The sequence below is a fragment of the Gluconacetobacter tumulisoli genome (assembly GCF_014174155.1).
In the GTDB taxonomy this organism is placed as follows: domain Bacteria; phylum Pseudomonadota; class Alphaproteobacteria; order Acetobacterales; family Acetobacteraceae; genus Gluconacetobacter; species Gluconacetobacter tumulisoli.
Genome location: NZ_JABEQM010000007.1, coordinates 65,223 through 77,305, shown reverse-complemented (window position 1 = coordinate 77,305; position 12,083 = coordinate 65,223). Strand labels below are relative to the sequence as shown.

The window sequence follows — 12,083 nt, the reverse complement described above, 5'->3', positions numbered from 1 at the left end:
AAGAAAAACGCCGCCCGCGCGAGGCGGGCGGCGTGCACGGCTTATTTCTTTTCGCCGCAGACGTAGGTGTTGATTTCCGCGCCCAGCGGAATTTCGGTGATCTTGGGTGCAGTCCAGGCCATGATAACCTCCATCGTCCGGTCGCCCGTATCGGGCCGTACAGGGGACAATCCCCTTCCTTGGGGGATGTGAGCCCCGATCGCCACGGGTTTCAAGGCCGGATTTGCGCAAATCGATCCTGCATGCGGGGATGTGGCCTCACGTTCCTGTGACGGGACCTGCGACCCGATCCGCTGTTGCACATGGCGCGGGGCACCGATGCCGCCGTCACTTGTGCCTTGCGCGCGCGGTGGCGGAAGACTACCCCGGATCACGGCGCCGGCCCGCCCGGCGGAGCGCCAAGCCATGAGACAGGGCCATGCCGCCTGTACCCGATATCGACGCCGCGACCTTCGACGCCCACCAGCAGCAGCGCGCGAACGAGGTCGTGCGGCGCAGCCGCATGAACGTGCAGACCACCTGCCTCCTGGTCCTGACGGTCCTGGCGGTGTTCTATACCCTGTATTTCGCGGCGGCGATCATCCTGCCGATCGTGCTGGCGATGGTCGTGAACCTGCTGCTGTCGGCGCCGATGCGCGTGCTGCATTTCCGGCTGCGCCTGCCCAAGACGCTGGCGGCGCTGCTGCTGATCCTGTGCGTGTTCGGCGTGGTGGGCGCCATCGGGACGGCGATTTCCGTTCCCGCCGCCGGCTGGATCGCCCGCGCGCCGCAGACGATGTCGGCGATTCAGGCCCGCATGGTGCTGCTGCATGGCCCGATCCAGATGATCCAGGCGGCCAACGACCGCATCGCGAATTTCTTCGCCGTCGTCGGCGGCCAGCGTGGCCATGGCGGCAGCGGGCAGGTCGTGCTGCTGGCGCCGTCCTCCACGCCCGGCGGGGGCCTGGGCACGTTCGGATCCAGCGTCCTGCTGGGCACGCGGGCCTTCGTGGGGCAGCTTTTCACTATGATGCTGATGCTGTTCTTCCTGCTGGCGCAGGGTGACAGCCTGCTGCGCCGCTTCGTCGAGATCATGCCGACCTTCGCCGACAAGCGCCGCGCGGTGCAGATCGCCTACCAGATCGAACGCAACGTCTCGCTCTACCTGACCACCATCACGATCATCAACGTGCTGGTGGGGCTGGCGAACATGCTGCAATGCTGGGCGTTCGGCCTGCCGAACCCGTTGCTGTGGGGGGTGGTCGCGTTCCTGCTGAACTATATCCCCATCATCGGGCCGATGACCGGCATCGTGATCTATTTCGTCGTCAGCCTGTTCGTCTATCCCTCGGCCCTGCAGGCGCTGCTGCCGCCGGCGGTCTATCTGGGCATCCACCTGATGGAAGGCGAGACGATCACTCCCATGGTGCTGGCCCGACGCTTCACCCTGAATCCGGTGCTGGTCATGGGGTCGCTGATGTTCTGGGACTGGCTGTGGGGCGTGTGGGGGGCGTTCCTGTCGGTGCCGCTGCTCGCGGTCTTCAAGATCATCTGCGACCATGTCGACGTGCTGACGCCGATCGGCCATATCGTCGGCGGCCCGACGCGCCCGCGCACGGTCCAGTCCGCGATGATGCCCCGCCACGCCAAGGAACCCGCGGACTGACCGGCCGGGCCGCCGGTAAAAGGCGTTCCCGGACGGATTTTCAGCTGTCGCCGCTGGCCAGGGTTTCCAGCCGCGCCATTGCGGCGATGCGGATGGCATGGCCCTTGCCGATGGCGATCATGCCCTCGCGGCGCAGCCAGCTCAGCGTCCGGCTGACGGTCTCGATCGTCAGGCCCAGATAATCGGCGATATCCGCGCGGGTCATCGGCAGGGGGACGATTCCGGTGGGGTCCAGGGCATCCTGCATGCGGTCCAGCAGGAAGCTCGCCACCCGTTCGCGCGCGGTCTTGCGGCCCAGCAGCAGCATCTGGTTCTGGGCGGCGACCAGTTCGTTCGATGCTTCCTCCAGCAGGCGGCGTTCCATGCGGGGGAAATCGTCCAGCAGGTGCCGCATCCGCGCCCGCGAAAACCGGCACAGCCGCACGGTGTCCAGGGCCTCGGCCCCGAAGGCGTAATGGTCGGACACCGCCAGCCCCAGGAAATGGCCGGTCCCGGCGAAACCGGTGATCTGCCGCCGTCCGTCCGGCAGCGCCTTGAACAGTTTGACGGTGCCCGAGGTGATGTTGAAGAAATCGGTCGCCGGCCCGCCTTCCTCGATGAAGCAGCGGCCCGGCAGCACCAGCGTCTCGACCGCCGTTTCCGCCAGCCGGGCGATGTCGCCGTCATCCAGGGCGCTGCACACGCTGCGGGAACGGACGCCGCAGGTCAGGCAATATTCGGGGCTGCGGTGCGCGCCGGTCAGGACGATACGGCGGGGCCGTCCCTCGAACTGACAGGTGGTCGGATCAGGCATGATGTTCCGGGCTCCTCCCGGTTCGGGCCCGTCCGGGGTGGCGGGACCAGTGGTCCGGCGGACGCGGGGTTCGCCGGCGGGGACACGACAATACCGCAGGATGCGGGCAGAGTTGACCTGAATCAATGCCTGAAAGGGCCATGATCGCGAGCGTTCCCCGGTAATGACAGCACGTAAGGTCCGGGTCGCCCCTTGAATGAACATGCCTCCCGTATCGTGGTCGACCTGCTGCGGCCCGACGAAAGCGCCCTGGTCTACCCCCTCGTCAGGTCGGTCTTTCCTGCGATGGACCGCCGTTGCTGGATGCGTACGGCGCGGCGCGCGACGCGGTCCGGCCCGCGCCTGCGGCAGGGAATCCTGGTGGCGCGCCATGGCGCCGGCGGTTTTCCCTGCGGCCTGATATCCTTTCATTGCGACCCAGACATGCGTTTCGGCCGGGTCCTGACGGCCGAGCATTTCATCGCCCTGACCTTCGGCGACGGCGGCTCGGTGCTGGATGCCTTCCTCCCGGCGCTGGACGCCATCGCGCGGCAGGCGGGCTGCGGCGCGGTCCGGACGGTGATGCCGGGCACCGCACCTGCCCTGCTGGCCGGGCTGGCGGCGCAGGGTCACCGCCCCGCGGGCGCGGTGACGATACGACCGGTGGCGGTCCCCGGCCGCGGCACGCCTTGATTCATGTCAAGGCACCCGATGGGCGCCCGTGATCTTTCCAGACCACACGATGTGTTCATCGCGAAAAGATCATAGAGGCCCGAAACGAATGAAACCGACCCGTAGCCTTGCCTTCCGGATGACGGCCAGCCTGGCGATGCTGGCGCCCGTCGCGGGATACGCGCAGTCCGCGACCCCTTCGACCTACGTGAATGCGCCGGTCGTCGCCCCGGTTGTCGCGGCGCCGCCGTCCCATGGCGGGGGATGCGGGCTGTTCGAAACCTGTGCCGGCACACGGATCGGCCTGGGCAAGGGCGATTTCCTGATCCGCCTGTCCGCGCTGGGCGTGATGCCCGAGGACCGCGACAGCAAGCTGTGGATCAACGGCGCCGCGGTGTCGGGCCGGGTCAAGACCACCCGTCAGGTGACGCCGGAACTGACGTTCGAATATTTCTTCACCGACAACCTGTCGGTCGACCTGATCGCCGCCAGCTCGCGGCACGAGGTCGCGGCCGATGGCGTGGGCGGCGCCGCCCATGTCGATGTCGGCAGCGCCTGGGTCCTGCCGCCCACCGTGACGTTCGCCTGGCATTTCCGTCCGCACAAGCGTTTCAACCCGTATGTGGGCGTCGGCGGCACGATGGCCTGGTTCCACAACGTCTCGCCGGCCGGCGGCCTGGCGCAGAAGCTGAATGTCGGCTTCACCGGCGGCCCGTCCGTCAATGCCGGCTTCGATTACCAGCTGGTCGGCAACTGGTTCTTCAATTTCGACGTCAAGCAGATGTTCATGCGCATGCATGCCTGGGCGAACGACCGTGGCGGCGTCAACGGACCGTTCATCAAGGCGCATGATTCGCTCGACCCGACGGTCGTCGGCGCCGGCATCGAATACCGGTTCTGATCCCGTGACCGCGGCGGCTTCCCCCGATCTCCTGTCCCGGTACGGGGGAAACCTGCCGCGCTATACCAGCTACCCCACGGCGGCGCAGTTCACCGGGCATGTCGGCCCGGTGGACGCCGATGCCTGGCTGCGCGCCGTTCCGTCGGGGGCGGCGCTGTCGTTGTACCTGCACGTGCCGTTCTGCGACGCGCTGTGCCTGTTCTGCGGGTGCAACACCGCCGTGATGCGCGATCCCGACGGGCGGGCGGCCTATGGCGCGCTGCTGATCGACGAACTGACGCGCGTGGCCGACCGGCTGGGCCCCGGGCGGCCGGTGTCGCACGTGCAATGGGGCGGCGGGACGCCCACCACCCTGCCGGCCGACACCCTGCGGCAGGTCATGCAGACCGTCCGCCGCCTGTTCCGGGTCGAGGATGGCGCCGAAATCGCCATCGAACTCGACCCACGCTATCTGCCCGACGATTATCCTGCCCTGCTGGGGGCGCTTGGATTCAATCGTGCCAGCCTGGGCGTGCAGGATCTCGACCCCATGGTGCAGCGCGCCTGCGGACGGAGCCAGAGCCACGCGCAGACCGCGGACTGCATCCGGCGGATGCGCGACGCCGGCATCGGCTCGGTCAATGTCGACCTGATCTACGGCCTGCCGTACCAGACGGTGGACGGCGTCGGTGCCACCGCTGCGTCGGTCGCGGCGCTGAACCCCGACCGGCTGGCGGTGTTCGGCTACGCCCATGTGCCCTGGAAGCAGCGGCGGCAGGTCCTGCTGCCCGCCGACGCCCTGCCCGGCCCGGCCGATCGCCTGGCCCAGCGCGCGCGGATCGACGCCGTGCTGCGCGTGGCGGGATATCGGGCTATCGGGCTGGACCATTACGCGCGTCCCGCCGACGGCCTGGCCCGGGCCGCCGATGCCGGGACGCTGCGCCGCAATTTCCAGGGCTATACCGTCGATCCGGCAACGGTGCTGGTGGGCGTGGGGGCGTCGGCGATTTCCGCCTTCGCGCAGGGCCTGACCCAGAACGCGACGACCGCCGTCGCCTATGCGCAGATGATGGCCGGTCCGGGGCGCACGCTGCCGGTCGCGCGCGGCGTGCGCCGCACCGCCGGGGACCGGCTGCGGGCGGACGTGATCGAGGCGCTGATGTGCAACCTGCGCGCGGACCTGGGCGAGATCGCGCGCCGCCACGCCGCCCGGGACGATTGCTTCGCCGACGCGGCGCCGGCGCTGGAACGGCTGGCGGCGGACGGGTTCGTGACGCTGGACGGCCAGACGATCCGCGTGACCGAAGCCGGGCGGCCGTTCCTGCGATCGGTCGCGGCGCTCTTCGACGCCTACCGCACGCCGGCCGACACGACACGGCATGCCGCGGCCATCTGAACGGGACACCCCGGTCCAGCCCGCGGGACATGCGACCGCGACCGCGCGGGCCGGCCTCGCCGCATCGCTGGATGCGGCGCGTGGTGCGGCCTGGCCGTTCGCGCACTGGACGCTGGCGGACATCCTGCCGCCCTCCGCCGTGGCGGCCCTGCTGGCCTGGGATCCCGGCCGCGCGGCCCGGGGCGGCGATACCGGCGGCCGGCGAGAGGCCCGCAACGGCCACCGCGTCTTCGTGACCCCTTCCCGGCGCGCGCAGGTCCCCGGCCTGGCCATCCTGGCCGACATGTTCGATGCCCCCGCATCGCGGCAGGCGCTGGCCGGCCTGTGCGGCGCCCGGCTGGCGGGGACGGCGCTGCGGCTGGAACTGTGCCTGGACACGGACGGGTTCTGGCTGGAACCCCATACCGATATCGGGGCGAAGAAGCTGACCCTGCTGGTCTCGCTGTCGACCGATGCCGGGGCGGCCGACTGGGGCACCGACCTGATGACCGGCGAGGGACGCGCGGTCGTCCGCGCATCCGGGGCGTTCAATTCCGGCCTGCTGTTCGTGCCGGCCGCCGACAGCTGGCACGGGTTCGTGCGCCGTCCGATCCGGGGCCTGCGCCGGTCGCTGATCGTCAATTTCGTCGGCCCCGACTGGCGCGCCACGGACGAACTGGCCTTCGGCCCGGCGGCCTGAACTTTCCTTTCGCCACCCGCGAATCTCCGGCCATGCCATGGTCTTTTTTTGCGTTTCGCCCCCGTTCGGTTCTAGGAATGCGTCCAGGACTTTCCACCCAGGCCGTGGCCCACCCGATCATGGCGCAGCAGGACCGAGAGAGGTATGACCGAACACGCGCGCGAGACGATGGAATTCGATGTAGTCATTGTCGGCGGCGGTCCGGCCGGCCTGGCGGCGGCCATCCGACTGCGGCAGCTGTCGCCCGATGCGACAGTGTGCCTGATCGAGAAAGGGAGCGAGATCGGCGCCCATATCCTCTCCGGCGCGGTGATCGAACCCCGGGCCTTGGAGGAACTGCTGCCCGACTGGCGTGAACGCGGCGCGCCGCTGAACACCCCGGTGACCGAGGAGGCGATGCTCTACCTCACCGAAAGCCGGGGCTATGCCGTGCCCATGCTGGACCGCGTGATGCCGCACATGCGCAACCACGGCAATTACATCGTCAGCCTGGGCGATGTCTGCCGCTGGCTGGCGGCCCAGGCCGAGGAACTGGGCGTCGAGATCTATCCCGGCTTCGCCGGCGCCGAGATCCTGGAGGAAGACGGCCGCGTCGTGGGCGTCGCCACCGGCGACATGGGCGTCGGCCGCGACGGCCAGCCCGGCGCGAACTATGCCCCCGGCATGGAGCTGCGCGCCCGCTACACCCTGTTCGCCGAGGGCTGCCGCGGCTCGCTGACCAAGCGGTTGATGGCGATGTACAACCTCCGCAAGGGCGTGGATCCGCAGACGTACGGCCTGGGCATCAAGGAATTGTGGGAAATCCCCAAGGACCGGCACCGCCCCGGCCTTGTGCAGCACAGCTTCGGCTGGCCGCTGGACGACCGGACCTACGGCGGCGCGTGGATGTACCATTTCGGCGAGAACCTGGTATCCTACGGCTTCGTCGTCGGCCTGGATTATCCCAACACCTGGCTGTCACCGTTCGACGAGATGCAGCGCCTGAAGCTGCATCCCTCCTTCCGCGCCTATTTCGAGGGCGGCCGGCGCATCGCCTATGGCGCGCGCGCCCTGTCCGAGGGTGGGCTGCAATCGGTGCCGCGCCTGACCTTCCCCGGCGGCGCGCTGGTCGGCGACGCGGCGGGCTTCCTGAACGTGCCCAAGATCAAGGGCACCCACACCGCCATGAAATCCGGCATGCTGGCGGCCGAGGCGGTGGCCGAGGCGATGGAATCCGGCAAGGCCGAACCCGCGTCCTATACCAGGCGCGTGCGGCAGTCGTGGCTGTGGCAGGAACTGCGCGGGGTCCGCAATATCCGTCCGGCCTTCGCACGGTTCGGCATGAAGGGCGGCGCGCTCTATTCCGGGATCGACGCCATGCTGCTGCGGGGCCGCGCCCCGTGGACCCTGCATCACCGCCATGCGGATAACGAGACTCTGGAATCCGCCACCGTCTCGGCGCCGATCGCCTATCCCAAGCCGGACGGCAAGATCACCTTCGACCGCCTCTCCTCGGTCTTCCTCTCCGCCACGAATCACGAGGAAGACCAGCCGGTCCATCTGAAGGTGCGCAACCCCGACCTGTGGAAGACGGTCAACTGGGACGTGTTCCGCGCGCCCGAAAGCCGCTATTGTCCCGCGGCGGTGTATGAAGCCGTCGATACCGACACCGCGCCGCGCCTGCAGATCAACGCGCAGAACTGCGTGCACTGCAAGACCTGCGACATCAAGGACCCCGCCCAGAATATCGACTGGGTCACGCCCGAAGGCGCGGGCGGCCCGAACTATCCGGGCGGGATGTGATTTTCCGGTGAAATACGGTATGGGGGGCGTCCTGAACGGACACCCCCCTCCCTCTGAAGACAGCAGGCAAAGACGTCAATGAAGGTTCTTGTCCCGGTAAAACGTGTGATCGATTTCAACATCAAGCCCCGCGTCAAGGCGGACGGCACGGGTGTCGAGACGGCGGGCGTGAAGATGTCGATGAACCCGTTCGACGAGATCGCGGTCGAGGAAGCGGTACGCCTGAAGGAAAAGGGCATCGCGACCGAGGTCGTGGCCGTGTCGATCGGCGTGCAGCAGGCGCAGGACACGCTGCGCACGGCGCTGGCGATGGGCGCGGACCGCGCGATCCTGGTCCTGACCGATGTCGCGGTGGAACCCCTGGGCGTCGCCAAGACCCTGAAGGCGCTGGTGGCGAAGGAAAGCCCGGACCTGGTGATCCTGGGCAAGCAGGCGATCGACGACGACATGAATGCGACCGGCCAGATGCTGGCGGGCCTGCTGGCCTGGCCGCAGGGCACGTTCGCCAGCAAGCTCGACATCGCCGACGGCCGTGCCACCGTGACGCGTGAAGTCGACGGCGGGCTGGAAACCGTATCGCTGGCGCTGCCGGCGATCGTGACGGCCGACCTGCGCCTGAACGAACCGCGCTACGCCTCGCTGCCCAACATCATGAAGGCGCGCAAGAAGCCGATGGAAACCCTGGCCCCCGCCGACCTGGGGGTGGACGTGACGCCGCGCCTGACCGTCGTGTCGGTGGCGGAACCCCCGGCGCGCAAGGCGGGTATCAAGGTCGACTCCGCCGCCGACCTGGTGGCGCGTCTGCGTAAAGAAGCGAAGGTGATCTGATCATGACCGTACTCGTTCTGCTTGACCATGAGGCCGGCGCGATCAGGCAGGCGTCCCGGTCAGCCGTCACGGCGGCGCTGACCCTTGGCGACGTGCATGCCCTGGTCACCGGCGATGCGTCCGTTGCCGCCGCCGCGGCGAAGATCCCCGGCGTCGCCCAGGTCCTGCATGCGACCGATGCCGGCAGCGCCCACGACCTGGCCGAACCGCTGGCCGCCCTGATCGCCGCGCTGGCCGGGGATTACAGCCATGTCGTCGCGGCATCGGGCGCCACCGCCAAGAACGTGCTGCCGCGGGCCGCGGCCCTGCTGGACGTGCAGCCGATCCCCGACGTGGTGTCGATCCTCGATGCGGACAGCTTCGTCCGCCCGATCTATGCCGGCAGCGCCCTGGCGACGGTGAAATCGTCGGACGCGAAGAAGGTGCTGACGGTCCGCGCCGCGCATTTCGACCCGGCCCCGGCCGAGGGCGGCAATGCGGCGGTGCGCGACGTGACGGCGCCCGAGGCCCCGGTCCTGTCCGAATTCGTCTCGATCGAACGCTCGAAATCCGAGCGGCCGGAACTGGACTCCGCCCGAATCGTCGTCTCCGGTGGGCGCGGCATGCAGAACGAGGAGAATTTCAAGCTCCTCAACCCGCTGGCCGACCGGCTTGGGGCGGCCATCGGCGCGTCCCGTGCGGCCGTCGATGCGGGCTTCGTACCAAACGACTACCAGGTCGGGCAGACCGGCAAGATCGTCGCGCCCGAGCTGTACATCGCCGTCGGCATCTCCGGCGCGATCCAGCACCTGGCCGGCATGAAGGACAGCAAGGTGATCGTCGCCATCAACAAGGACCCGGAGGCCCCGATCTTCCAGGTCGCCGATTACGGCCTGGTCGCCGATCTGTTCGAGGCCCTGCCGCAGATCGAGGCCGCGCTGGACAGCGCGGAATAAGGGAAAGGCAAGGGCTGCGGCCCTTGCCGGCTCGGGCGGGGCCCGGCCCTTCCGGCCGTCAGTCTTCGCCCAGCCGCGCCCGGGCGCGGCGGACGACGGTTTCATACTCCTCGGGGCTCAGGTGCCCCTCGTTCAGCATCGCGCTGGCCCGCGCCAGCGCGTCGCGCGCATGCGCCGCATCCGGAATCGGATAACGCCGCCCGGGCAACGCGAAATCCGTGTCCGGCAGCGCCGCGCGCTCCTCCTCGGTCAGTCTGGACATGGTCCCTGCCTCCCTTGTGCCGGGCCTGTATACCATTCCATGGCACAGGCTGCCGTTGATCTCGCGTACGGAGCGCCGGCGGCCGGCTTCAGCGGGGCACAAGGCGCCCCGCCCTCATCATGACTGCGGATGGAGCACCGCGCAGGCGACCCGGTCGCCGGCGCCACCGATCGGCTGGGTCTGATAATCGTCGGGATGGGCGTGGATCACCAGGGCCGCGCCGTCGGTATCCAGCAGGGGCGGATGGCTGCCCGCCGGGGTGAGGGAGACCAGCGTCGAATACAGCTCGACGGTCGCCGAACCGTCCGGCCCGACATGGATATTGGGCAGGTCGCCCGCGTCATTCGCATTCGCGTTCAGCAGGCCGTGCACGACGGGCGTCACGGCGTGGACATGTGCGCCCGCGCTGGTGAATTTGGGCGTCGCGCAGTTCCCCTTCTCATGGAAATGCACCCCGTGCCAGCCGGGCGCCAGTCCGGTCGTCTGGATGCGCACCAGCACGCCGCCCGGCGCCGCGGTGACCTGGACCGTCCCTTTTGACGCGCCGTCGGCGCCGATCAGCGCGCCCGATGCCGTATCGGCGGCGAATGCGGCCAACGGGGCCGAGGCAAGCGCGCATGCAAGGACGGCAACCCGTTTAAGGCCTGGATTGAACATCACGATTTCCTTCTCCGTATCCGGTTCGGCCGACCCTGGCCGCGGCCTGCGTCGCATCCTTCACGCGGGCGTCGCCGTCCGGTTCCTGGGGCGGTCCGGCAGATCGTCGGCGATCTGCTGTTCCTCGTCCAGTTCGTCCAGTTCCATCATCGCACTCTTGGCCGTGCGGCCCGGCAGTTCGGTCGCCAGGCCCGGGGTCACCCGTCCCGGCTTCAGCCGGCGCACGACCGAAAAGGCGCTCAGCACCGCCCAGCTTCCGACGACGACGCTGCCCAGCACCTGGCCGACCTGCACGCCGCATGGCCCGAACCGCATGCCGATCCACACGAACGGAATCGTGCCCAGGGTCGCCCGCCCCCAGTTGAACAAGGTGGAGTACAGCGGAAAGCCCAGGTTGTTGAAGGCCGTGTTGGCGACGAAGAGCATGCCGATGAAGACATAGCCGCCGATGGTCCAGGTGCAGAACAGGCGGATCAGCGCCGCCGTGGTCCCCTGCGCCGAAAAGCTTGCGACCACCAGGTTCTGGGCCGGCAGCAGGATCAGCCAGGTCACCGCGACGCACAGGGCCACCAGCTTCAGCGACGCCACCAGTGTCTCGTGCACGCGGTCCAGCTGCCCGGCGCCGAGATTCTGCGACATGATCGGTCCGACCGACCCGGTCAGCGCGAAGATGAAGGAGAAGGCGACCGGCACGATCCGGTCGATCGTCGCCTGTCCCGCCACGGCGGCCAGCCCGAAGGTGGCCATCGCATGGGTCACGAACAGCCCGCCGATCGGCGTCGCCAGGTTGGTCAGGATCGCCGGCATCGCCACCCCGCCGACCAGACGCGCGTCAGGCAGGACATGTCGCGCGGTCGGCCATTCCAGCATGTCGCGCCGGCGGACGGCGTGAAACCCCAGGGCCGCGACGAACGCGCGCGACAGGACGGTGCTGACCGCCGCCCCCTCCAGCCCCAGGTGCAGCCCGAAGATCAGCAGCGGGTCCAGCACCGCCGACGCCAGCGCCCCTACCAGCGTCACGTTCATCGACCGCCGCGCGTCGCCGACGGCACGCAGCAGGCTGGAACAGCCCATCCCCACCGCGATCAGCCACAATCCCGGCGAGACGATGCGGATATAGCGCCCCGCCTGGTCGGCCGCCCGTCCCGTCGCGCCGAACAGATGCAGGATCGGGGCGGAAAACAGCAGCGTGCCCAGGCCCAGGACGGCGGTCGTGACGATCATCACCAGCAGGAAGGATGACGCGATCCGCCGTGCCCGGTCATGGTGGCCGGCCCCGATCTGCCGGGCGGTGACGGCCCCCAGGCCGATCGACATGCCGATCGACGTCGCGATCTGGACATAGCCGACGGCCCCGGTGAAGCCGATGGCCGCCGTCAGCGCCGGGTCGTCCAGGCGCGAGATATAGAACAGGTTCAGCAGGTCGACCGCGAAGACCGCCATCAGGCCGATGGCGCCTGTCCCGGCCATCACGATCACATGGCGCATGATGGCGCCCGAACAGAAACGCGCCGGGTGGGCGGTCACCGCGCGGGCTCCATCGTCGATCCGCTGTCCTTGCTGTCCCGGGTCCGG

At 68.9% G+C, this 12,083-nt stretch carries 13 protein-coding genes; 8 read left to right on the top strand and 5 right to left on the bottom strand.

What is annotated here, in order from left to right; all coding sequences use genetic code 11:
* Nucleotides 1-41: 41 nt before the first annotated feature.
* On the bottom strand, nt 42-122 hold the full coding sequence (pqqA, locus tag HLH28_RS10020) for a pyrroloquinoline quinone precursor peptide PqqA (protein WP_182940777.1): 81 nt from the start codon (nt 120-122) through the stop codon (nt 42-44).
* A 296-nt stretch (nt 123-418) separates the two neighbouring features.
* Here pqqA and HLH28_RS10015 point away from each other — a divergent pair, with 296 nt between their 5' ends.
* The gene (locus HLH28_RS10015; RefSeq protein ID WP_182958431.1) at nt 419-1,645 is read left to right on the top strand and encodes an AI-2E family transporter; all 1,227 of its coding nucleotides are present in this window, start codon (nt 419-421) and stop codon (nt 1,643-1,645) included.
* Between the two features lie 40 nt (nt 1,646-1,685).
* Here HLH28_RS10015 and HLH28_RS10010 read toward each other — a convergent pair whose 3' ends face one another.
* Nucleotides 1,686-2,438 (bottom strand): Crp/Fnr family transcriptional regulator, encoded by a 753-nt coding sequence (locus tag HLH28_RS10010; RefSeq protein WP_182958428.1) that lies wholly within the window; start codon nt 2,436-2,438, stop codon nt 1,686-1,688.
* A gap of 192 nt (nt 2,439-2,630) precedes the next feature.
* Between HLH28_RS10010 and HLH28_RS10005 the strand changes: the two genes are divergently transcribed.
* The 7 genes from HLH28_RS10005 to HLH28_RS09975 all read left to right on the top strand — a co-directional run bounded on the left by HLH28_RS10005 (nt 2,631) and on the right by HLH28_RS09975 (nt 9,589).
* Nucleotides 2,631-3,110 (top strand): hypothetical protein, encoded by a 480-nt coding sequence (locus HLH28_RS10005; RefSeq protein WP_182958425.1) that lies wholly within the window; start codon nt 2,631-2,633, stop codon nt 3,108-3,110.
* An 88-nt stretch (nt 3,111-3,198) separates the two neighbouring features.
* Nucleotides 3,199-3,990 (top strand): OmpW/AlkL family protein, encoded by a 792-nt coding sequence (locus tag HLH28_RS10000; RefSeq protein ID WP_182958422.1) that lies wholly within the window; start codon nt 3,199-3,201, stop codon nt 3,988-3,990.
* 4 nt (nt 3,991-3,994) lie between these two features.
* Nucleotides 3,995-5,365, top strand: a complete 1,371-nt coding sequence (gene hemN, locus HLH28_RS09995) for an oxygen-independent coproporphyrinogen III oxidase (protein WP_338029705.1) — start codon at nt 3,995-3,997, stop codon at nt 5,363-5,365.
* Entirely contained in the window at nt 5,349-6,044 is a 696-nt protein-coding gene (locus HLH28_RS09990; protein WP_182958418.1) for a 2OG-Fe(II) oxygenase, read from the top strand. Before hemN ends, HLH28_RS09990 begins: the two co-directional genes overlap by 17 nt.
* Nucleotides 6,045-6,188: 144 nt before the next feature.
* Nucleotides 6,189-7,826 carry an electron transfer flavoprotein-ubiquinone oxidoreductase gene (locus HLH28_RS09985; RefSeq protein WP_182958415.1) on the top strand — a complete coding sequence of 546 codons (1,638 nt, stop codon included), beginning with the start codon at nt 6,189-6,191 and terminating at the stop codon, nt 7,824-7,826.
* A 78-nt stretch (nt 7,827-7,904) separates the two neighbouring features.
* Nucleotides 7,905-8,654 (top strand): electron transfer flavoprotein subunit beta/FixA family protein, encoded by a 750-nt coding sequence (locus HLH28_RS09980; RefSeq protein WP_182958413.1) that lies wholly within the window; start codon nt 7,905-7,907, stop codon nt 8,652-8,654.
* Nucleotides 8,655-8,656: 2 nt separating this feature from the next.
* Nucleotides 8,657-9,589, top strand: coding sequence for an FAD-binding protein (locus HLH28_RS09975; RefSeq protein WP_182958410.1), 933 nt, complete (start codon nt 8,657-8,659; stop codon nt 9,587-9,589).
* Nucleotides 9,590-9,647: 58 nt separating this feature from the next.
* Here the strand turns inward: HLH28_RS09975 and HLH28_RS09970 are convergent, their stop codons facing one another.
* The 3 genes from HLH28_RS09970 to HLH28_RS09960 form a co-directional block, all read right to left on the bottom strand.
* The gene (locus HLH28_RS09970; protein ID WP_182958407.1) at nt 9,648-9,851 is read right to left on the bottom strand and encodes a hypothetical protein; all 204 of its coding nucleotides are present in this window, start codon (nt 9,849-9,851) and stop codon (nt 9,648-9,650) included.
* 117 nt (nt 9,852-9,968) lie between these two features.
* Nucleotides 9,969-10,508 (bottom strand): superoxide dismutase[Cu-Zn], encoded by a 540-nt coding sequence (gene sodC / locus HLH28_RS09965; RefSeq protein ID WP_182958404.1) that lies wholly within the window; start codon nt 10,506-10,508, stop codon nt 9,969-9,971.
* A gap of 60 nt (nt 10,509-10,568) precedes the next feature.
* On the bottom strand, nt 10,569-11,996 hold the full coding sequence (locus HLH28_RS09960; RefSeq protein WP_182958789.1) for an MATE family efflux transporter: 1,428 nt from the start codon (nt 11,994-11,996) through the stop codon (nt 10,569-10,571).
* Nucleotides 11,997-12,083: the final 87 nt, after the last annotated feature.

Excerpts from the sequence above, each read along its gene's own strand:
- HLH28_RS09975 (WP_182958410.1), top strand. The coding sequence starts at position 8,657 with ATGACCGTACTCGTTCTGCTTGACCATGAGGCCGGCGCGATCAGGCAG.
- HLH28_RS09970 (WP_182958407.1), bottom strand. The coding sequence starts at position 9,851 with ATGTCCAGACTGACCGAGGAGGAGCGCGCGGCGCTGCCGGACACGGAT.
- HLH28_RS09985 (WP_182958415.1), top strand. The coding sequence starts at position 6,189 with ATGACCGAACACGCGCGCGAGACGATGGAATTCGATGTAGTCATTGTC.
- pqqA (WP_182940777.1), bottom strand. The coding sequence starts at position 122 with ATGGCCTGGACTGCACCCAAGATCACCGAAATTCCGCTGGGCGCGGAA.
- HLH28_RS10010 (WP_182958428.1), bottom strand. The coding sequence starts at position 2,438 with ATGCCTGATCCGACCACCTGTCAGTTCGAGGGACGGCCCCGCCGTATC.
- sodC (WP_182958404.1), bottom strand. The coding sequence starts at position 10,508 with ATGTTCAATCCAGGCCTTAAACGGGTTGCCGTCCTTGCATGCGCGCTT.
- HLH28_RS09990 (WP_182958418.1), top strand. The coding sequence starts at position 5,349 with ATGCCGCGGCCATCTGAACGGGACACCCCGGTCCAGCCCGCGGGACAT.
- HLH28_RS09960 (WP_182958789.1), bottom strand. The coding sequence starts at position 11,996 with ATGCGCCATGTGATCGTGATGGCCGGGACAGGCGCCATCGGCCTGATG.
- HLH28_RS10015 (WP_182958431.1), top strand. The coding sequence starts at position 419 with ATGCCGCCTGTACCCGATATCGACGCCGCGACCTTCGACGCCCACCAG.
- HLH28_RS09980 (WP_182958413.1), top strand. The coding sequence starts at position 7,905 with ATGAAGGTTCTTGTCCCGGTAAAACGTGTGATCGATTTCAACATCAAG.
- HLH28_RS10000 (WP_182958422.1), top strand. The coding sequence starts at position 3,199 with ATGAAACCGACCCGTAGCCTTGCCTTCCGGATGACGGCCAGCCTGGCG.